Annotated in this window: 19 protein-coding genes and 1 pseudogene; 12 read left to right on the top strand and 8 right to left on the bottom strand. The window is 36.4% G+C overall.

Features of this window, described 5'->3' with window-relative positions; genetic code table 11:
* Positions 1-34: 34 nt before the first annotated feature.
* From AC0L3Q_RS21460 to AC0L3Q_RS21470, 3 genes are all read right to left on the bottom strand, one after another.
* Positions 35-1,069: a formimidoylglutamase gene (locus tag AC0L3Q_RS21460; protein WP_473282785.1), complete on the bottom strand. Its 1,035-nt coding sequence runs from the start codon at positions 1,067-1,069 to the stop codon at positions 35-37.
* Positions 1,070-1,200: 131 nt separating this feature from the next.
* Positions 1,201-3,708: a type I DNA topoisomerase gene (topA, locus tag AC0L3Q_RS21465; protein WP_473282787.1), complete on the bottom strand. Its 2,508-nt coding sequence runs from the start codon at positions 3,706-3,708 to the stop codon at positions 1,201-1,203.
* 106 nt (positions 3,709-3,814) lie between these two features.
* On the bottom strand, positions 3,815-4,606 hold the full coding sequence (locus tag AC0L3Q_RS21470) for a hypothetical protein (protein ID WP_473282789.1): 792 nt from the start codon (positions 4,604-4,606) through the stop codon (positions 3,815-3,817).
* 128 nt (positions 4,607-4,734) lie between these two features.
* Between AC0L3Q_RS21470 and miaB the strand changes: the two genes are divergently transcribed.
* The 9 genes from miaB (at position 4,735) to AC0L3Q_RS21515 (ending at position 12,243) form a co-directional block, all read left to right on the top strand.
* Positions 4,735-6,180 carry a tRNA (N6-isopentenyl adenosine(37)-C2)-methylthiotransferase MiaB gene (gene miaB / locus AC0L3Q_RS21475; protein WP_473282791.1) on the top strand — a complete coding sequence of 482 codons (1,446 nt, stop codon included), beginning with the start codon at positions 4,735-4,737 and terminating at the stop codon, positions 6,178-6,180.
* Positions 6,181-6,213: 33 nt separating this feature from the next.
* Positions 6,214-7,479: a sigma-54 interaction domain-containing protein gene (locus tag AC0L3Q_RS21480; RefSeq protein ID WP_473282793.1), complete on the top strand. Its 1,266-nt coding sequence runs from the start codon at positions 6,214-6,216 to the stop codon at positions 7,477-7,479.
* Between the two features lie 43 nt (positions 7,480-7,522).
* A complete protein-coding gene (locus AC0L3Q_RS21485; protein ID WP_073319433.1) occupies positions 7,523-8,029 on the top strand; it encodes an LptE family protein in 507 nt (168 codons plus the stop codon).
* A 24-nt stretch (positions 8,030-8,053) separates the two neighbouring features.
* Positions 8,054-8,989 (top strand): hypothetical protein, encoded by a 936-nt coding sequence (locus AC0L3Q_RS21490; protein ID WP_473282795.1) that lies wholly within the window; start codon positions 8,054-8,056, stop codon positions 8,987-8,989.
* Positions 8,990-8,996: 7 nt separating this feature from the next.
* A complete protein-coding gene (secG, locus tag AC0L3Q_RS21495; RefSeq protein ID WP_073319438.1) occupies positions 8,997-9,323 on the top strand; it encodes a preprotein translocase subunit SecG in 327 nt (108 codons plus the stop codon).
* Between the two features lie 144 nt (positions 9,324-9,467).
* Complete coding sequence (locus AC0L3Q_RS21500) at positions 9,468-9,743, top strand: co-chaperone GroES (RefSeq protein ID WP_073319441.1); 276 nt, start codon at positions 9,468-9,470, stop codon at positions 9,741-9,743.
* Between the two features lie 86 nt (positions 9,744-9,829).
* Complete coding sequence (groL, locus tag AC0L3Q_RS21505; protein WP_073319444.1) at positions 9,830-11,467, top strand: chaperonin GroEL; 1,638 nt, start codon at positions 9,830-9,832, stop codon at positions 11,465-11,467.
* A gap of 271 nt (positions 11,468-11,738) precedes the next feature.
* On the top strand, positions 11,739-11,879 hold the full coding sequence (locus tag AC0L3Q_RS21510) for a hypothetical protein (RefSeq protein ID WP_473282797.1): 141 nt from the start codon (positions 11,739-11,741) through the stop codon (positions 11,877-11,879).
* A gap of 223 nt (positions 11,880-12,102) precedes the next feature.
* Positions 12,103-12,243, top strand: coding sequence for a hypothetical protein (locus AC0L3Q_RS21515; protein ID WP_473282798.1), 141 nt, complete (start codon positions 12,103-12,105; stop codon positions 12,241-12,243).
* Between the two features lie 91 nt (positions 12,244-12,334).
* On the opposite strand, the gene AC0L3Q_RS21520 is transcribed toward AC0L3Q_RS21515, so the two are convergent.
* Complete coding sequence (locus tag AC0L3Q_RS21520; RefSeq protein WP_473286996.1) at positions 12,335-13,816, bottom strand: helix-turn-helix domain-containing protein; 1,482 nt, start codon at positions 13,814-13,816, stop codon at positions 12,335-12,337.
* 143 nt (positions 13,817-13,959) lie between these two features.
* Here AC0L3Q_RS21520 and aceB point away from each other — a divergent pair, with 143 nt between their 5' ends.
* Positions 13,960-15,558 (top strand): malate synthase A, encoded by a 1,599-nt coding sequence (aceB, locus tag AC0L3Q_RS21525; protein ID WP_473282800.1) that lies wholly within the window; start codon positions 13,960-13,962, stop codon positions 15,556-15,558.
* Between the two features lie 262 nt (positions 15,559-15,820).
* Here the strand turns inward: aceB and AC0L3Q_RS21530 are convergent, their stop codons facing one another.
* Together AC0L3Q_RS21530 and AC0L3Q_RS21535 are read right to left on the bottom strand one after the other, a co-directional pair.
* Positions 15,821-16,579, bottom strand: a complete 759-nt coding sequence (locus AC0L3Q_RS21530) for a M15 family metallopeptidase (RefSeq protein WP_473282802.1) — start codon at positions 16,577-16,579, stop codon at positions 15,821-15,823.
* Between the two features lie 171 nt (positions 16,580-16,750).
* On the bottom strand, positions 16,751-17,293 hold the full coding sequence (locus tag AC0L3Q_RS21535; protein WP_473282804.1) for a DUF3347 domain-containing protein: 543 nt from the start codon (positions 17,291-17,293) through the stop codon (positions 16,751-16,753).
* Between the two features lie 176 nt (positions 17,294-17,469).
* On the opposite strand from AC0L3Q_RS21535, the gene AC0L3Q_RS21540 reads away from it, so the two are divergent.
* Positions 17,470-17,925, top strand: a complete 456-nt coding sequence (locus tag AC0L3Q_RS21540) for a GAF domain-containing protein (RefSeq protein WP_473282806.1) — start codon at positions 17,470-17,472, stop codon at positions 17,923-17,925.
* 7 nt (positions 17,926-17,932) lie between these two features.
* Here the strand turns inward: AC0L3Q_RS21540 and AC0L3Q_RS21545 are convergent, their stop codons facing one another.
* Together AC0L3Q_RS21545 and galK are read right to left on the bottom strand one after the other, a co-directional pair.
* Positions 17,933-18,979 carry a UDP-glucose--hexose-1-phosphate uridylyltransferase gene (locus AC0L3Q_RS21545; protein ID WP_473282808.1) on the bottom strand — a complete coding sequence of 349 codons (1,047 nt, stop codon included), beginning with the start codon at positions 18,977-18,979 and terminating at the stop codon, positions 17,933-17,935.
* The gene (gene galK, locus AC0L3Q_RS21550; RefSeq protein ID WP_473282810.1) at positions 18,976-20,124 is read right to left on the bottom strand and encodes a galactokinase; all 1,149 of its coding nucleotides are present in this window, start codon (positions 20,122-20,124) and stop codon (positions 18,976-18,978) included. Before galK ends, AC0L3Q_RS21545 begins: the two co-directional genes overlap by 4 nt.
* 136 nt (positions 20,125-20,260) lie before the next feature.
* Between galK and AC0L3Q_RS21555 the strand changes: the two are divergent.
* A pseudogene (locus tag AC0L3Q_RS21555) lies at positions 20,261-20,946 on the top strand (NUDIX hydrolase).
* Positions 20,947-20,969 lie beyond the last annotated feature (23 nt).

Here is a 20,969-nt window from a genome sequence, read left to right on the forward strand (position 1 = left end):
TCTAAAAAAACCTTAAATCTGCCTAATAAAAATGTTAAACTTCGTTTTTTCGTTTTGCCTTATACCATCTTTCTGGTATTTCCTGATTACAAGCACGCTCATAATCGTTGTATGTGCAAGGTAATAACGTATGTCTTTTCAATTTATTATTACCAGATGAAATAAATGGTATTTCTATCCACCATCTTCCGGTTTTTGCACTCTTATAAAATGATAAAATTTCATCTTCTATAGGTACATTATAATGTAATGTACTCTTCAAATTTTTTACATCTAATTCGTTGGATCTATAGTTCACCCCTTCTACAAAATACCATATCATTTGGGCAATCAATAGAGCGGACGTCTCTTCATTCTTAAAGTTCTTGAATTCATAGATTCCAAAACTTTTTACTTTATCACTGATACCCGCGTAACGTGCTATAGCGCATATCTCCCTACCGTCAAAGCCATTTGGAGATGCAATACTCCCCTGTAAACTAGTCGAATTTAAAACTCCTAAGTCTAACGCTACAATATCAGCATCCCTCATAATAGGTTCTACAATAGTAATATCCGAAATTACTTCACCCAATCGATATGCATCAAAATATAACTTTTCGATCAAGTCGATTTCTTCTTGAGGATTAAAATAGGTTTGGTATCCTATATTACTATAATTAAAAAGATTATAGGGTTGCTCTACTATAATTTTACCAACAAAAGATTTGTTTGAGATCGGTTGCGAAGAATTCCCCAGATCAAATCTACTATCTACGTTAACCAGATTTACCATACGCTCTAAAATATCAAAAGAACGATATTGTGCATATACCAAATCCTGGCTTCCTCCTATAATAATAGGAATGATGTTTTTTTGTAATAGCGCAGATAATACCTCCTGTACCAAATAATACGTATCACTTACTTCGTTTCCCGGAGTTACATCTCCCAGATCCACAATATTGGCACTCCAATTTCCTGGATACAACTCGTAAAAAGATTTACGGACAGTATCAAAATTTAGCTTCTCTCCTAAAAAATCAACATCGTTACGATTTTCTCTTACGCCCAATAATGCAATATCCACCTTTTTGAGATCGGGCACTCCTTGATCGACAGTATGAATTTTTATTTTTTTCCTAAAGCATGTTCGGAGAGTAATTTGGTATGCGCAGCAACTAAATCACTAACAGGAGCAAGAAATTCGAAAGACATTATTTATTTCTTTTTGGTAGTCGTTTTCTTTTTGGCAGTTGTTTTCTTCTTGGTTGTCTTTTTCTTGGGAGCATTCTTCTCGATAAGATCTTTTACTTTATCCAAAGTCAATTTGGTAGCATCCACAGTCTTGGGTAATTCAATCTTGATTTTCCCTTGAATGATATTACTTCTTCCCCATCTTGCTTTTTCTACACGAATACCTTCTTCTTCCCAATTATGAATCACCTTATCGATCTCCTTTTGTTTCTTTTCTTCGATAAGATGTACAATTTCTTCATCAGTAAGATTATTGAAATCATACTTCTTGCTCACATTGATAAACATATTATTCCATTTCAGGAACGGGCCAAATCTTCCTTTCCCTTTTTGAACTGGTAAATTCTCATATGTATATATAGGAGCGTCTGCTTTTTCTTTCTCGTCGATAAGTACGATAGCTCTATCCAGATTCACCTCTAGTGGATCCTCTCCTTTAGGCAAGGAAACAAACTTATCTCCAAAACGAACATAAGGCCCAAACCTACCATTATTGACAACGATAGTTTCGCCTTTATAATTACCCAACTCTTTTGGCAGTTGGAACAAGTCCATCGCTTCTTCAAAAGTAATGCTACTTAACGTTTGTCCTGGTGGTAAACTTGCAAATTTCGGTTTATCTTCATCATCGGCAGTTCCGATTTGCACCATAGGACCAAATTTTCCTAGTCGTACACTCACCACCTTCCCTGAAGCTGGATCCTCACCAAGGATGCGCTCTCCTACTTCTCTTTCCGCATTTTGCGCAACATCTTCTACTCTGGGATGAAATTCTTCATAAAACTCTTTCATCACATGTGTCCAATCTTCCTGACCTTCAGCAATCTCATCAAAATCCTGCTCTACCTTTGCGGTAAAGTTATAATCCAGAATCGCAGAGAAATGATTTACCAAAAAGTCATTTACCACAACTCCTACATCGGTAGGGATCAATTTCCCTTTATCACTTCCTACTTTTTCTGATAATTTACTCTCTTTTACAATATCACCCGACAACATGAGCTGTACATACGGTCTTAACTCTCCTTCTTTAGCTCCTTTCTCTACATAATTTCTATTTTGAATAGTAGAAATCGTTGGAGCGTAAGTAGAAGGTCTTCCAATCCCAAGCTCTTCTAATTTTTTAACCAAAGATGCTTCGGTATATCGACTTGGCGGACGAGTAAATCTTTCGGTCGCTGAGATATATGCATTATACAAGGTCTCGTTTACTTTCATCTGAGGCAAAATTCCTTTTTGCTCTTCATCTTCATCATCATTACCTTCCAAATACACTTTCAGGAAACCTTCAAACTTGATCATCTCCCCGTTAGCCGTAAAATGTTCATTATGCGTGTTCGCCTCAATTCTCACATTCGTTCTTTCTAATTGAGCATCACTCATTTGCGAAGCAATCGCACGTTTCCATATCAACTCGTACAATCGTTGTTGATCATAATCTACATTTACCGTGTGTCTCGAAAAATCCGTAGGACGAATCGCTTCGTGAGCTTCTTGAGCCCCTTTGGCTTTTCCTTTATATTGTCTTGGTTTGCTATACTCCTCTCCATAAGCCGAAACAATCTCAGCTTTAGCTCCATTTTGTGCTTCTACAGAAAGATTAACACTATCTGTTCTCATATAAGTAATCAAACCAGCCTCATACAATCGTTGCGCCATGGTCATGGTTCTACTTACCGAAAAATATAATTTACGAGAAGCTTCCTGCTGTAATGTAGAAGTCGTAAAAGGGGGAGCTGGTGATTTTTTGGCTGGTTTTTTTGTAAGCTCACCAACCTTGAAAGCAGCTCCTATATTTTTTTGAAGAAACGCTTCTGCTTCTTCTTTAGTTTTAAAATTCTTAGGTAGTTTAGCTTTAAACGATTTTCCACTTTCATTAGAAAATTCTGCATCAATTCTGTAGGATGCCTCCGGATTAAAGCTAGTGATTTCTCTTTCGCGTTCAACAATTAATCGTACAGATACTGATTGTACTCTACCTGCAGACAATCCTCCTTTTACCTTACGCCATAACACTGGAGATAATTCGTATCCCACCAATCGATCCAAAACACGTCTTGCCTGTTGGGCATTTACCAGATTATAATCAATGGTTCTAGGATTTTCTATAGCCTTTAAAATTGCATTTTTGGTAATCTCATGAAATACAATTCTACGTGTTTTTGCTTTGTCTAATTTTAGTGTTTCTGCAAGGTGCCATGCAATAGCCTCTCCTTCTCGGTCCTCATCACTTGCTAGCCAAACCATTTCAGCTTTCTTGGATAGATCTTTCAGTTTCTTTACGACATCTTTCTTGTCTTTAGATACTATATATTTAGGAGTAAAATCTCCATCAACATCGACCCCTAATTCTTTGGCAGGCAAATCCGCAATATGCCCAAAACTAGATTCGACAGTATAATCTTTTCCGAGAAATTTTTCTATAGTTTTGGCCTTGGCAGGCGACTCTACAATCACTAAATTCTTAGCCATAATCCTTTAATTTCAGACCACAAAAGTATATCAAAAAAATGATATCAAGATTGTTTATCAAAAAATTAGTTTAAAAATAAGCTGTAAAAATAACAGGTGATCGCTTTTATTTTACAAACAATGTATTCTCTTGTTCATTCTCGTCATCATCAAAACCGATCGTATCTTTATACAAATAATACACAGGCATATAGACAAAGGAAGCTGTAAAAAACACTCCTACAAAACACAAGAGAAAACCAACAAATTGAGCCAAAATTGACGAAATGATAATAAGCCCAAATGCAATCAACCAAACTTTATTTCCTAATTTGAAACTGGCTTTGACCAAATCGGAAGTACTGATATCCGGATTAAATGCAAATACTACCCCTAGTAATTGTAAAGGCACAATCACATAAAAAAGAGGAAGATAACATAATAAGGTAGCCAATAAAGCGATTCCGAATGAAGCAATGGCTAGTGTAAATATTTTGATCAAATACTTCCCCTTAAAAAACATGAAATATTTTGAGCTTTCCAGTTCACCCAAATCAGCTTGTTTACAAACTTTGTAAAAGTGAGCAGTAATCCCTAACTGAAAAGCTGATGCAATAATAGACACTACTAATACTAGAACAATAAACAAAATCATTATCCCAATAGATAGTTCTTCCTGACCATATCCAGGACCTCCATACTCCGAATAACCACCCTCATATCCTGCCAATCCCGCTAATGCAATGATAGGAATGTACATCACAAAAATTAAAGGCAGAACGATAACAGTAGAAATCAGCAAATGAATGAATCCTTGTAACCAGACTTTTTTGAATAGCTCGATACTCTTATTAAATATATCTCCAAAATCTGGGGATTTGCTGTTTTCTATTTTTTCGAAAAGTTTGTTGGCTTGCATAGTGTTTATTTTTGATTGGACTTCTCAAATATATATTTTTTAAAAATAAAACCCTGCCACTTTGTCATAAATCGTATTAAAAAGTATCTTTGCACATTATTTGCCTCAATTCGTTAAGGAATATTTGTATGGAGAAGATTATAGATGAAAATAAACAAGGACAACCTCTTGTTCTAGACCAGAAGAAAGAAAACCAGCGAAAGCTTTTTATCGAAAGCTATGGTTGTCAAATGAATTTTAGCGATAGCGAGATAGTAGCTTCTATTTTGGCTAAAGAAGGGTTTAATACCACACAAAACCTGGAAGATGCAGATCTGGTATTGGTAAACACTTGTTCTATTCGCGAAAAGGCAGAACAAACTGTAAGAAAGCGTCTTGAAAAATATAATGCTGTAAAAAAAATCAATCCAGGAATGAAAGTAGGAGTTCTTGGTTGTATGGCAGAGCGTCTTAAAAGTAAATTTCTTGAAGAAGAAAAAATAGTGGATCTTGTAGTAGGTCCGGATGCATATAAGGATCTACCCAACCTTATCGAAGAAGTAGATGCAGGTCGTAATGCGGTAAATGTCATTCTTTCTAAAGAAGAAACTTATGGAGATATTTCTCCCGTGAGATTACAGAGCAATGGGGTTTCTGCCTTTGTATCAATCACAAGAGGATGTGATAATATGTGTACCTTTTGTGTAGTTCCGTTTACCAGAGGTAGAGAGCGTAGTCGTGATCCACAAAGCATCATGGAAGAAATTGATGAATTGGTAGCTCAAAACTTTAAAGAAATTACCTTATTAGGACAAAACGTAGATAGCTACCTATGGTATGGCGGAGGATTGAAGAAAGACTTTGAAAAAGCCAGCGATTTTCAAAAAGCAACTGCCGTAAATTTTGCAAAGTTATTGGATATGGTTGCCGAAAAACATCCTAAACTAAGATTGCGTTTTACCACTTCTAATCCGCAAGACATGACACTGGATGTAATTGAAGTAATGGCAAAACACAAAAACATCTGTAAATATATTCACCTTCCTATTCAAAGTGGTAGTGATCGAATCCTGAAGGAAATGAATAGATTACATACCCGACAGGAATATTTTGATCTTATCGATAATATTAAACGTATCATTCCAGATTGTGCAATTTCGCAGGATATCATTACCGGGTTCCCAACGGAAACAGAAGAAGACCATAAAGATACCTTATCTCTTATGGAATATGTGAAATACGATTATGGTTTTATGTTTGCTTATTCTGAACGACCTGGAACACTGGCTGCACGTAAAATGGAAGATGACATTCCCGAGCCGGTAAAGAAAAGACGTTTGGCAGAGATTATTGAAGTACAGCGCAAACACAGTGAATACAGACATCAAAGTTTTGTAGGACAAACCGTAGAAGTTTTGATCGAGAAAGCCTCAAAAAAATCGGATGCACATTGGAGTGGTAGAACTACACAAAATACGGTAGCTGTATTCCCAAAAGGAGATTACAAAATAGGAGATTTTGTAATGGTCAAAATTAACGAATGCACAAGTGCCACCCTCTTAGGTGAGGCGGTTGGGTATTCTGACAACAACTAAATAAATCTTAGAACCAAGTAGTCAAAAAATTATATGGAATCAGTTCAAGCCATAAAACAAAGATTTGGAATCATAGGTAACGACCCTAAACTAAATCGTGCGGTAGAAAAAGCCATTCAGGTGGCTCCTACCGATATTTCGGTGTTGGTAACCGGAGAAAGTGGAGTGGGTAAAGAAAGTATTCCAAAAATCATACATTCATTATCGCATCGCAAACATGGTAAATATATTGCTGTAAACTGTGGTGCGATTCCCGAAGGAACTATCGACAGTGAATTGTTTGGTCACGAAAAAGGTGCTTTTACCGGGGCAACACAAACCAGAAACGGATATTTTGAAGTAGCCAGTGGAGGAACGATCTTCTTGGACGAAGTTGGTGAATTACCACTGACCACTCAAGTCAGACTTTTAAGAGTACTTGAAAACGGAGAGTTTATCAAAGTTGGATCTTCAAAAGTACAAAAGACAGATGTTCGTATTGTGGCAGCGACCAATGTAAATATGTTTGAAGCCATCAAAAAAGGAAAATTTAGGGAAGATCTGTACTATCGTTTAAGTACGGTAGAAATTCTACTACCTCCTTTACGAGAAAGAAAAGATGACATCCATCTTCTGTTTAGAAAGTTTGCGTCAGACTTTGCTACCAAATACAAAATGCCAACCATTAGGCTTGCAGATGATGCGGTAGCCATGTTAGAAAAATATCATTGGAGCGGTAACATTAGGCAATTGCGCAACATTGCAGAGCAAATTTCAGTCCTTGAACAAAACAGAACGATCTCGGCAGTAGCCTTACACAGTTATTTACCCAATATAGGTAGTAATTTACCTGCTGTGATTTCTTCTGATAAAAAGGAAAGTGATTTTAGCAACGAACGAGAAATTTTGTACAAGGTTCTTTTTGATATGAAAGGAGATCTTAATGATCTGAAAAAGTTAACTATGGAGCTGATGCGAAGCGGCAACACCCAACAGGTACAAAAAGACAATGAAGGTTTGATTCGAAAAATTTATCGCGAAGACGAGGAAGAAAAGAACATTCATTTTGAAGAACCGGTTACTCCGGCCGCAGAAGTGTTGCAAATTTCTTCGCCAACGCAACCGATTATAAAGGAAGAAGATAAATATCACTTTGCCGAAGAAATTGAAGAAGAAGAGACGTTATCACTTCAGGACAAAGAATTGGAATTGATAAAAAAATCTTTGGAGCGCCATCGAGGGAAACGAAAAGCCGCTGCAGAAGAATTAGGGATTAGCGAGCGAACGCTGTATAGAAAAATCAAACAATACAACCTGTAAGTGATACAGGGATCTAAATAAAACAACTCATAATTTACAATTAATGAGCAAAGTAAAATACATTATCATTGCTATACTGGCAATCACATTGTGTCAGGGATGTGGGGTTTACTCATTTACCGGCACCAACATTTCTCCAAACACCAAAACGTTTCAGGTCAATTTCTTTCAAAATCAATCCCCTAGGATTTTCCCTGGAGCCGATCAACGATTTACCAATCAGTTACAGGATCTGATCTTGAATCAAACCAATTTGGATTTGGTAACCTCTGGCGGAGATATTATTTACGAAGGAGAAATTGTACAGGATTATGTAGCTCCAAATACAGCTACCTCAAATATTACCGCAGCTCAAAACCGATTAACCATTGCCGTTAATATGCGATTTTATGACACCAAAGATTCTACTCAGGATCTTGAACAACGCTTTTCATTCTTTTTTGATTACCCGGCTTCGCAATCCGAAAACGCAGTTAGAGATGAAGCTTTGCAAATCATTTATGAAAGAATCACACAAGATATGTTTAATGCTACCTTAGCAAGGTGGTAATCTATCAAATTATACAAGTTTCTATTGGACACCAAAGAGCTTACATATTTGCTTCAACATCCCGAAGAACTGAACAAAGGGCAGATCTCGATTTTAGAAAAAATCTCTAGAGAGTTCCCTTATTTTCAAGCGGTAAGACCTTTGCTACTAAAAACATTGAAAGCACAGGGTAGTTTTACCTATAATCAGGAATTAAAAACTACCGCAGCCTACACTACAGATCGTACGGTACTTTTTGATTTTATTACTTCTGACGTTTTTCAAGAGAAAGAAGAAGAAACTACTACGTCAAAAAAGAGCAAATCTGATATTGAGGTTGTGGATCATGAAGAGGTAAAGACACTTCCTAGAATGGCGATGGATGATGCCATTAAAATGGATATCGAAGAAGCAGAAGACGTGCTTGATCCTGCGCTTTTCTCGACTAGAAAAGAAGAGAGTCTCTTACAACAGATTCATATTACAGAAGAGGAAGAAAAACAAGACTCAAAAGAAATAGCAAGCGACACCAAAGAAGATGAACTACAAATCGATAAGCCGCTTGATTTTAATAGAAAAGAAACACATTCGTTTGCAGAATGGCTAAAACTTACCTCGGTACAGCCTATAGAAAGATTAGAAGAGGATCAGGAAGAGAAGTTACCTACTGAAGAGCAAGAAAAAAAATCAGACAATTCGCTAAAACAGAAAGAAAAGTTTGATCTTATCGACGAGTTCATTGCCAGCAACCCCAAAATACAACCAGCTGCAAAAAATAGTCCGACCCGTAATCTAGCAAAGGAAAATCAAACCCCTACAGATGAGTTAATGACAGAAACTTTGGCCCGAGTATACCTGGCTCAAAAAAACTATAAAAAAGCAATTCAAGCTTATAACATATTAATTTTGAAAAATCCCGAAAAAAGTGGTTTCTTTGCAGACCAAATTCGAGCAATCAAGAAATTACAAGAAAATAAATAACAATATAATGACAACGTTTTCAATCTTTTTAATACTAATCGTTATTGTATCTTTTTTACTAGTTGTAGTAATTATGGTACAAAACCCTAAAGGAGGAGGTTTATCATCTTCTTTCGGAGGTGGTGGAACTCAGCAATTAGGTGGTGTAAAAAAGACTTCAGACTTTTTGGATAAAAGTACCTGGACCTTGGCCACGCTATTATTGGTATTGATCTTACTATCAAATATCGATTTGATGAGCACCGGTACTGCTCAGGAGTCAAAAGTAAATACAGATGATGTACAAGTAGAAGCTCCTGTCACTCCGGCAACAGATAATGACGATCAAGAGTAACATGATCATAAAAACAACTACAAAAATGTCGACTTGTCATACAGTCGGCATTTTTTGTTTCAATTTGTCAGTATCCAACCACTGGCATAATTTCTGAAATAAGCAACGAAGATTTCAATTAATAATAAAAAAACGAATCATAAAATGGGAGTAAATATCAAACCTCTTTCAGACCGTGTGGTTGTTGAGCCACTTCCTGCAGAAACTCAAACTGCATCAGGACTATTTATTCCTGACTCTGCTCAGGAAAAACAACAGAAAGGTAAAGTTGCCGCTGTTGGTAATGGTAAAAAAGACCACGAAATGACTGTAAAAGTTGGAGACACCGTACTTTATGGAAAATATGCTGGTACAGAATTAAAATTAGATGGTAAAGATTATCTAATCATGCGTGAGGATGATATTCTAGCTATTGTTTAATTCGCAACAATTCTTTAAAAACAACAAATCAAAAGTTCCAGCCTTTGACCGTTGGGACAGACAATTTCAAAATACATTAAATCATTATGGCAAAAGATATAAAATTTGATATCGAAGCACGTGACGGTATAAAACGTGGTGTAGATGCATTGGCCAATGCAGTAAAAGTTACTTTAGGACCAAAAGGTCGTAATGTAATTATAAGCAAGTCTTTTGGAGCACCTACAGTAACCAAAGATGGTGTTTCTGTAGCCAAAGAAGTAGAATTAGAAGATGCTCTTGAAAATATGGGAGCGCAAATGGTAAAAGAAGTAGCTTCAAAAACTAATGATCTTGCCGGTGACGGAACTACGACAGCAACCGTTTTGGCGCAAGCTATCGTAAAAGAAGGACTTAAAAATGTTGCAGCGGGTGCAAACCCAATGGATCTGAAACGTGGTATCGACAAAGCTGTTGAAGCTATTACTGCTGATTTGGAAAAGCAAACTAAAGAAGTTGGTGATTCTTCAGATAAAATCAAACAAGTAGCTGCCATTTCTGCAAATAACGACGAAACTATTGGTGACCTAATTGCTCAAGCTTTTGAAAAAGTAGGTAAAGAAGGAGTGATCACTGTAGAAGAAGCTAAAGGAACAGAAACTCATGTTGATATCGTTGAAGGAATGCAATTTGATAGAGGATACCTTTCTCCTTACTTTGTGACCAACAGCGAAAAGATGACTACCGAGTTAGAAAGCCCATACATCTTATTGTTTGACAAGAAGATCTCTGCAATGAAGGATTTATTACCGATCCTTGAGCCAGTAGCTCAAACCGGAAAACCTTTATTAATTATTGCAGAAGATGTAGACGGGGAAGCTCTTGCAACGCTAGTAGTAAACAAACTTCGTGGTGCGTTAAAAATTGCAGCTGTAAAAGCTCCTGGTTTTGGAGACAGACGTAAAGCAATGCTTGAAGATATCGCTATCTTAACTGGTGGTACTGTAATTTCTGAAGAAAGAGGATTTACTTTAGAAAATGCAACTATCGATCACTTAGGGACAGCAGAAAAAGTAGCAATCGATAAAGATAACACTACTGTAGTAAACGGTGCTGGAGAAGAAGAATTGATCAAGAATAGAGTGAACCAAATCAAAGCTCAGATCGAGACCACTACATCTGACTACGATAAAGAAAAACTACAAGAGCGTTTGGCTAAGTTAGCCGGAGGTGTTGCTGTACTTTACGTAGGTGCTGCTTCTGAAGTAGAAATGAAAGAAAAGAAAGATCGTGTAGATGACGCACTTCATGCTACTCGTGCTGCCGTAGAAGAAGGAATTGTTGCCGGAGGTGGTGTTGCACTAGTAAGAGCTAAAGCGGTATTAGACAAGGTAAAAACTGAGAACGCAGACGAAGTAACCGGTGTACAAATCGTAAACCGTGCTATCGAAGCTCCTCTAAGAACGATTGTAGAAAATGCTGGAGGTGAAGGTTCTGTAGTGATTTCTAAAGTTTTAGAAGGTAAAGATGACTTTGGATACGATGCAAAATCTGAAGCGTATGTAGATATGCTAAAAGCAGGGATTATCGATCCTAAGAAAGTAACTCGTGTTGCTTTAGAAAATGCAGCTTCTGTATCAGGAATGATCCTTACTACCGAGTGTGCATTAACAGACATCAAAGAGGATGCTCCTGCTGGAGGTGGAATGCCACCAATGGGCGGAGGTATGCCAGGAATGATGTAAGTCGCACGGCGACAGCGAAATTATTTAGCGCTTGTGTGAAGTAAACGTTCCCGAGTCAGCTAATAAGGTATAAAAACCCATTTTGAATGTTTCAAAATGGGTTTTGTTTTTTAAAAGATAAATATTACTTCATCAATCTTTTATATGAGAAATAGCAACTTTGACAACTACACGTCTTTTTATCCCTGAAATTTATAAATCCCACGAAGTTTGTTTTGTAAATCGATTAGTTCGAAAGTATCTTCAAGAGACTAATTTAAATATAGACTTTATGAAAACAAGCATTTTAAATTTGGAGGGCGTAAAAATCATCCAGAAAAAAACACAAAAAGAGATCAATGGTGGATCACGTTGCGGTTGCGGACCTACCTTTACTATTCCTGGAACTTGTTTATGTTACATTTCGGTATAACATATATACTATTGTGCCTGTTATACCTATCAAAACCAGGATAACAGGCACAATATTTTTGTTAACATATCCATTTTATTCCGTTCATCTTTTATATGCGAAATACTTGTTTGGTAAATCAAAGCGTATTGATTTATCCCTGAAATTTATAAATCTCAAGAATCATCTTTTGCGAACGGCACAATACTAAACTACCTTTCTCAAAACAATCAATATTATAGTCATGAAAAAGAGTATTTTAGATTTGGATGGTGTAACCATTATCAAGAAAAAAGAGCAAAGTTTTGTAAACGGTCGCGGTCAGTGCTATTGTGGTGTTTTAGAGATGCCATTTTTCCACGAACGTTGCGATAGCTGTCTATAATTCGTAAGCTCACCAACCAATATTAAGCTCGTTACAGCAAGAACAAAAATGATGACGAGCTTAATTTATACTGTAAAAACACCTCTTTTCGTTACGAGTATTTTTTAACGATATCCTCTACAAGCGTTGCCGTTTTCTTATACTTTTCTTTAGCTATTAATCGTTTTGGAGGCGCCATACGTACATCACAATCCGATAAGGAACAAGACTCGCAGGTCACCCCTACTTTGACCTTTGGGATTTTGGCATCTCCTACAAACTTGATTTTTTTCTCTAATGCTGAAGAAATCAAAAATCCAATACCTATACTCCTATAATACCCTTTCCTAAATGGATCTTTGGTAGCAGAAGTAAAAACCAGATATTGTTGATCGGTATCGGCATAATCTGAAATTTGGATATTAAAGGCGTACTCCAAATCCTCGCTGGCCGTACGTTGCAGGGTTTTGATAGCCATCCACCGTCGGCAATAGTGCTCATTAATTTCGTTGGCATGAGGTTGCTGTTGGTGAGTAATATGCAACTCCTTTACCAAATTAAATTTTTCGACACCTTTTTTATGGGTAAACCTAAGAAAGAATACATTTTGCATTCCAAAATCCTTGGGCAGTACATTAGTAAGGCGTTGATAAAATGACTCGGGTGAGGCATTGTACAGACGCATGATTTTATGAAAAGCCTTTTCTGAAAAGGTTTCTGAAGAAAACAATTCTTTAAGTTGCTCTGCCAAATGCTGTCTAGGCAAAATGAGTGCTCCTGCAAAATATGACGCATAAAAGTTATGCAAGACCTCTTCAAAATGATTGTACCGTATCCAGGTAAAGGTATATGGACGGTCTGTAATTCCTAAATATTGATACCCTAACTCTTTGGCAAAAATAAATGTTTTTTGAGCCTCGTCTACTCTATCTGAAAGCAATAAGGTTTTGGTTGAAGGCACAAATACGGATCGAAGATTATCCAGCTCTTCCTGTTTGGGGATTCCAGATTCATTAATATTATACCCATATTCTTCTTTTAGTATCTCCTCTAGTTCTGCCGATCCAATTTTACCAGTCAGATCTAATTGGTAGGTATTCGCGCAACGTATTACTTTATCTTCTAAATCTTTAAAAAAGTTATTATGTGCTTCTTGATAGGATCGTAATGAAGCCAAGTAAAATCCTTCGCGACTCATATTATAATGCTGAGCGATCTCTATGATCGTACTTATAAATGCATTTACCTTAGACGGCGCATTTGCAATGATATCGATTAAATCACTTTGTTGAATTCCAAATAGCTCCAACGGGATTTCATCCAAAATACCGGACTGCAAAATCTCACCAATCGGAGCCAGATTTTTATCCAATTTAAGAGAAACTAATTGGTCATATGGTACTCCAAGTGTTTCTGCTAGTTTAATAATTTTATCCGTTTTAGGATATTTCTTTCCTTTTTCAATTTCGTTGAGATACGACTTTGACAATCCACTTAATTTGGATAATCCAAAAAGAGACAAATCCTTTTCTGTTCGTATCTGCTTGATTTTCAATCCGAAAATAAGCCTAATATATTCTTCTGCTATCGCCATAGAATCAAAAGTAAGAATTTTCGCGTAATCCAGGAAAAAGAAAAAATTCACATTTAGCGAACGTTCGCTTGTTTTATAAAAAACTTTTTTTAATATTGTTCACTCAAAACGATAATAGTTGTAAAAACTTAAATTTTTAAACTATGGAAACTCAGACAAACCTTAGTCAAAAAATTAGCTTCTCAAAGAACGTAAGAAATTACCATCCGGAAATTTTAACCGATGGTGCATTAACTTTCTTAGAAGCTTTGCAAGATCGCTTTAACGAAAGACGATTAGCATTATTAAAAAATCGCGAGTGCCAACAGCAGTTGTTTGATCTGGGAACGTATCCTTCATTTCCGGAAAACACCAAGGAAATTCGCAATGCAGAATGGTGTGCTGCTCCAATCCCTGCCGATCTTCAGGATCGTAGAGTCGAGATTACAGGGCCAGTAGACCGAAAGATGGTTATCAATGCACTAAACTCTGGAGCCAAAACATTTATGGCAGACTTTGAAGACAGCAATGCTCCTCTTTGGGAGAACTGTTTACAAGGACAGAAAAACCTGAAGGATGCCGTCAACAAAACTATTTCGTTTTACAATCCAAAAAAAGATAAAACGTATCAACTTAAAGAAAAGATAGCCACTCTAATTGTTCGACCAAGAGGTTTACACCTTGACGAAAAGCATTTGTTGATTAGAGGTCAAGAGATGAGCGCTTCTTTATTTGATTTTGCATTATACTTATTCCATAATAATGTACAACTGAAAGAAAATGGTACAGGAGCCTATTATTACCTGCCAAAACTAGAGCATTTTACAGAGGCTATCTGGTGGAATGATGTGATAGATTTTTCTGAAGAGTATCTAGGAATAGAACCAGGAAGCGTAAAGGTTACCGTTTTGGTAGAAACCATTACTGCAAGTTTTCAATTAGATGAAATCATTTATGCATTAAAAGATCATATTGTAGGTCTTAACTGCGGAAGATGGGACTATATCTTTAGCTATATCAAAAAGTTAAGAAACCACGAAGGTTTTGTAGTTCCCGATCGCGCACAGGTAACCATGACCAGTCCATTTATGGATGCTTACAGTAAGTTGGTAATCCAACGTTGTCACAAAAGAAATATCCTCGCTATTGGAGGAATGGCTGCGCAAATTCCGATCAAAGATGATGAGGAACGCAATGCTCAGGCATTTGCAAAAGTTAAGGCTGATAAAGAACGTGAAGTACAAAATGGACATGATGGTACCTGGGTAGCACACCCTGGCTTGGTGAAATTGGCCATGCAGGTTTTTGATACACACATGCCAACAGCTAACCAACTACATGTAAAACGAGAAGATATTACAATTACTGAAGACGATCTGCTAGCGATTCCACAAGGAACGATAACAGAAAAAGGAATCAGAGAAAATATTAACGTAGGTATTCATTACATTGCCAATTGGTTGAGCGGAAACGGAGCTGTAGCATTATACAATCTTATGGAAGATGCTGCAACTGCAGAGATTAGCAGAACTCAAGTTTGGCAATGGCTTAAAAATGAAGTTCGTCTGGAAGACGAAAGAACGTTTAACCAAGAATTATTTGATACACTTTATGAGGATGAGCTAAATATCATCAAAGGGCAGGTAGGAGAGCAACTTTTTGATTCCGAAAATTATCAGAATGCTATTGCAACTTTCAAAGACCTGGTGATCTCTGATGATTTTGAAGAGTTCTTAACCACTTCGGCTTATCAGTATCTCTAAATAACGATAATTTATGTTTTATAGGTACACAACTATAAGCTGTATATTATGGGATTGCAGTGAGTAAATCATCTATAAGTATATGGAGGGAAGTACAAAAGTTGAGCAATTGTAACTATTAGCATAATTTTTTTCCGATTTTTATTATTGTGCTCGAAAACGGCATTCATTACGATGGATGTCGTTTTCATTTTTCAAAAATCGCAATAATGAAGTAAAGCGAATACAGCTTTAATAACTATCATTCATCGCAAAGAAAAAACTACTTACATTTCCAACGGAAATCAGATATTTTGAATTTTTTACCTGTGCTGAAGTTATAGTGCCACCACTCGGTTCTTATAGTTTTGAAACCATGTTTCTCCATGGTGCTTCTCAACATTTTTCGATTAGCAATTACTTTTTCGGACAATTGTGTATAGGAATGGCTTGCTTCTTTACCAAAATGATCGAATGCGGTGCCCATATCCAGCTCATTTCCTTTGAGGTCTGTCAGCGTAATATCTACAGCAGCTCCTCTATTATGAACGGACCCTCCTTTGGGGTCAGCTACATAACCTGGGTCCGGAACAATTTTCCACATCTTCTTTTGAACGCTGTGTGGACGATAACAGTCAAATAATTTGATACGATAACCTTGCCTCATAAAATCCTTATTGGCATTCAACAAAGCTTGTGCTACTTCGTTACGTACGTAACATTTGGCACAGGAATATACTTTTTCTTTCAGGAAGTTATCGACCGTAGCATATTTCATATCTAGTACAAAATTCCCCGATAATTTTTCTACATCAACGAACTCATCATTTTTCTTAGCAGACTGATCCCGTTTCCCACCAAAAAGTCTTTCGATAGAATCCTTTTTCTGGAGCATACTTTGCTCTACCTTTTCTCCTCGTAATTTAAGTGCTTTTGATTTTTCTAAGAGAGATAATGTTTGTATCCCCGGGGCAACCTTAGCGTTATTACAAGAAAAAACCAATGCCGAAAAAATCAGCAAAATTAATTTTCTCTCAATCATATTTCTCTATTTTACTCCAATTACAAAAGATCAAAACGTATCATGTATCGACAATTCTTCCCTCAAAAAATTCAGATTCAAAACGTTCAATCTTTTTTAAAGATAATTAATATTTTCCTTATAAGGGCAATTTCATCGACAAACTACTCACTTACAGGCAATAAATTGCGTTTAATTAGTTTTAATAGTCTTTTTAACTTCTCCGCAGTTGAGCATGGCAACTCCATAGTATGGGTTCCGTATTTCCTTAGAATCAGAGAACCAATATCCTCCTTCTCCATCAAAAGCCATAGGACAAAACTGCTTATAAATTTCTCCTTCAGTTACGGTAGCATTTTCAATAATTTGCTCCATCTGAACGGTGAGCGCCACAAAAAAATCTCTTTGCTTTTTTATATCCTTGGTCAACGCTATCAATTTTGCAGTAGCGATAAGCTCATTATTATTTTTTGCCAATGATTGTAATTTTTCAGAATGAGCGCTAACAGTTTCCGAATCACCGTTCACCAATGCACCTTTGATCTTAAGATAGGTGTTATAAACTTGCTGCGTATGCTGATCAGAAAATGCAACGGTAGAATTTGTTTTAGTAGCATTCAGATCTCCTCCTTTGGTAATGGCTGTATCCACCTTGGTGTCGATTTGCTTATCTCTTTTGCAAGAAATATTCATCAAAACAACAAACGACAATAACATCAGAAATAAGTTTCGCATCAGCTTTCAGATTTTATAATTTGATTTCTTTATAAGTTTGCAAAAATACTTTATAAATAAAACATTCGCCAGTACATTTTTCCTTAGATGAGAAAAGTTTTAACAAAACTATACCATTTGGGATTATTCATTTTATTAAATATTTTAAATATTTTTACCCGATCAAAATTGCAAGAATGACGTTTGAAGATTTAAAGCCCGAAGTAGTTTCTATACTTCAAAACACAGGTCAATCGGTAACCGAAAGACTTCATGAAATTTGTCAATTATTAAAAGATCGTATCACCTATTATGACTGGGTTGGCTTTTATTTTAAAAATGGAGACAAAGAAGAATTAAAGCTAAGAACCTATGTTGGAGCTGAAACTGACCATGATATTATTCCTTTTGGTAAAGGAATTTGCGGCCAGGTAGCCTTATCTAATGAAAACTTTGTAGTACCTGATGTACAGGCCCAAGATAATTATATCGCCTGTAGTTTTGCGGTGAAATCAGAAATTGTAATTCCTCTATTCAAGGACGGTGAGAATATCGGTCAAATTGATATCGATTCTGAAACTCCAGATCCATTTAACGAAGAGGATGAACGTTTTCTTGAATTCGTGAATCAAGAGGTCGCAAAAATTCTATAGTATATCATTATTTTATCCTCGAAGTATAATGAACATCGCTCTGTTGGCGTATGGTCCTTGCTGCTTGTTCTGCAGTAATATCTCTTTGCGGATTTGCAAACATCTCGTAACCCACCATGAATTTTTTCACGGTTGCTGATCGCAATAAAGGGGGATAGAATGACATATGCATATGCCATTCGTCATACGCCCCTCCATCTGTTGGTGCCTGATGGATCCCCGCCGAATAAGGAAACGACGTTTTGAAAATATTGTCATACTTGATAGTAAGACTTTTTATAATTTTTGCAAAACTAAGGGCTTCTTTATCATTTAATTCGATAATGTGTTTTACTTTTCTTCGAGGAATAATCATGGTTTCATAGGGCCATACTGCCCAATAGGGAACCAAAGCTACAAAGTGATCATTTTCTAATAATATTCGCTCTTGCAATTCTATTTCCTGACGAAGATATTCTTCTATCAATGATTTTTTGTGGGTATCCCAGTATTCTTTTTGATGCTGTGTCTTTTTCAGAATTTCTTCAGGAATAGAACGCTGTGCCCAAATTTGTCCATGGGGATGCGGGTTACTACAACCCATTACCTCTCCCTTGTTTTCAAAGATTTGTATGTAACTAATCTCTTTGTTGGCACTTAATTCTTGAAATTCTTTTTGCCATAAGTGGATCACCGCTGTTATATCTTCCACTTCCATAATTGGCAAGGTTAGTGAATGATTAGGAGAAAAACATACCACTCTACAAATTCCACTTTCGGCTTCAGCTCTCAAAAGACCATTATTAAAACTTTCTTCAGGAACATCCTTTAGCAATGCAGAAAAATCGTTGGTAAAAGCATACGCTTTGGTATACTTGGGATTGGTTTCTCCACTTGCTCTGGTATTTCCCGGGCACAAATAACAATTTTCATCATACGTAACTTGAGAAAACTGCGAAGGCTCTTCATTCTTTCCTTGCCAAGGTCTTTTGGTTCTATGCGGAGATACTAACACCCATTCTCCAGTCAGAATATTATATCTTCTATGCGGATTGTCGTTAAAATCTTTTGTCATGATCCTAAAATTGATGTCCCTCCACTTGGAACGGTTATAAATGATGATAAATCAATGGAAAACATATCTCTATAGGCTTTCGTTACTTTCTCTACATAATTATCAATGCTATCTGGGTGAATTAAATGAATGGCACATCCGCCAAAACCTCCTCCCATCATTCTGCAACCAATAATCGACTCAAAGTTTTCAGAAAAATCGACTAGAAAATCCAGTTCTGGACAACTTACTTCATACGAGTGCTGTAATCCTCTATGAGAAGCATACATCAATTCTCCAAATTTGCCTAGGTTACCTGATTCCAGATATTCTGCAGCCTCCAACACTCTATGATTTTCGTTAATTACATAACTTCCTCTACGATACAAAACGTCTCCTAATTTTGTTCGGTAATCTTCTAACATTGTTTTGGTGACATCTCGTAAAGAATGTACGGATGGATTAGTGATTGCTATTTGCCTAACGATTTCCTCACACTCTTCTCTTCGAGTATTGTATTCGCTCGAAGCCAGATTATGCGAAACGTTGGTATTTAAAAGCAATATCTTGTAGGGTTCAAAATTGGCATCAATAAGTCGATGTTCCTTAGTCTTACAGTCTAGTAAAATGACCTTATCTTCTTTACTCATTACCGAGGCAAATTGATCCATAATACCACATTTTGTGCCCACATAATTATGTTCTGCTCTTTGCGACAATTCTACTAAGGTAATATCTGGCAAGCCCAGATCAAAAAGTGCATTAAGACCATATGCAATTCCACACTCCAATGCCGCTGACGAACTAATTCCTGCACCTATGGGTAATTCACTTTTGATTACGCAATCAAAACCTTTGATCTTGTTGGTGAGTTGAGTTAATTCGAACACCACCCCAAGAATATAATTCTCCCACTCTATGGCACTTGGTTGTATTTGATTTAGATCGAATTCGAGCATTTTATCATAGGTAGCACTATACACCTTGCAATGTTTCTCTGATTCATTTTCTTTTAATGAAAAAATGATCTTCTTATCAATTGCTGTAGGCATTACAAATCCATTATTGTAATCCGTATGCTCTCCTATGAAATTAATTCGTCCGGGAGAGTATATCTCGAGTGCTTTATCAAACCCTTCCAAAAAAACGCTATGCTTTTGATCCATTTTAAAATTCTTGTGAAAATTATCACTTAGTTGTGTCAAATATAATAAATGTATTTTTTACATTTATTAATTTTTAATGTATTTTTGTTATTTTGACACCGAGATCTATTTTAACCATCCATTATCAACCTACAAAATGAATGCTTATCAGGAAAAAGACAAATTTTATGTAGCCGTAGATTGCATCGTATTCGGTTTTGATAATGGAAAACTTAAACTATTGATTTTTAATCGGAAAATAGCTCCTTTTAAGGGACAACTATCACTAGTAGGCAGTTTTGTTAAGATTGGTGAAAGTATTTCTGATGCTGCCAATAGAATTCTTAATGAATTTACAGGACTACAAGACATCTATATGAAAGAGTTAAAAACTTATGGTTCTGTAGATCGAGATCCTGGCTATCGTTGTATATCAGTTGCACAGTACGCCCTACTCCGGCTTAACCCAGAAGTAGAACAAATTGTTGCCGAAAATGGTGCTCAATGGCATGAAATCAGTGAAATTCCTTCTTTAATTCTAGACCATAATCAAATGGTGTTTGATGCTTTGGAAAGGATCGTAGAAATTGCCCGTTACCAACCTATTGGGTTTGAATTATTACCAGAAAAATTCACCATACCTCAACTACAAAAACTATACGAAGCCATTTATCAAAGAGCTTTGGATCCCAGAAACTTTAGAAAAAAATACTTTCTTTTCAGGTCATCACCAAACTAGACGAAAAAGACAAATCTGGCTCAAAAAAAGGCGCCTACCTATACAAATTTGATCATACAGCATATCAAAAACTACTTAAATCGGGCTACCTTTTTGAAATTTAGTTATAAAGCTTAATTTTAGGCTA

This window comes from Aquimarina sp. KJ22-3 (assembly GCF_055808215.1).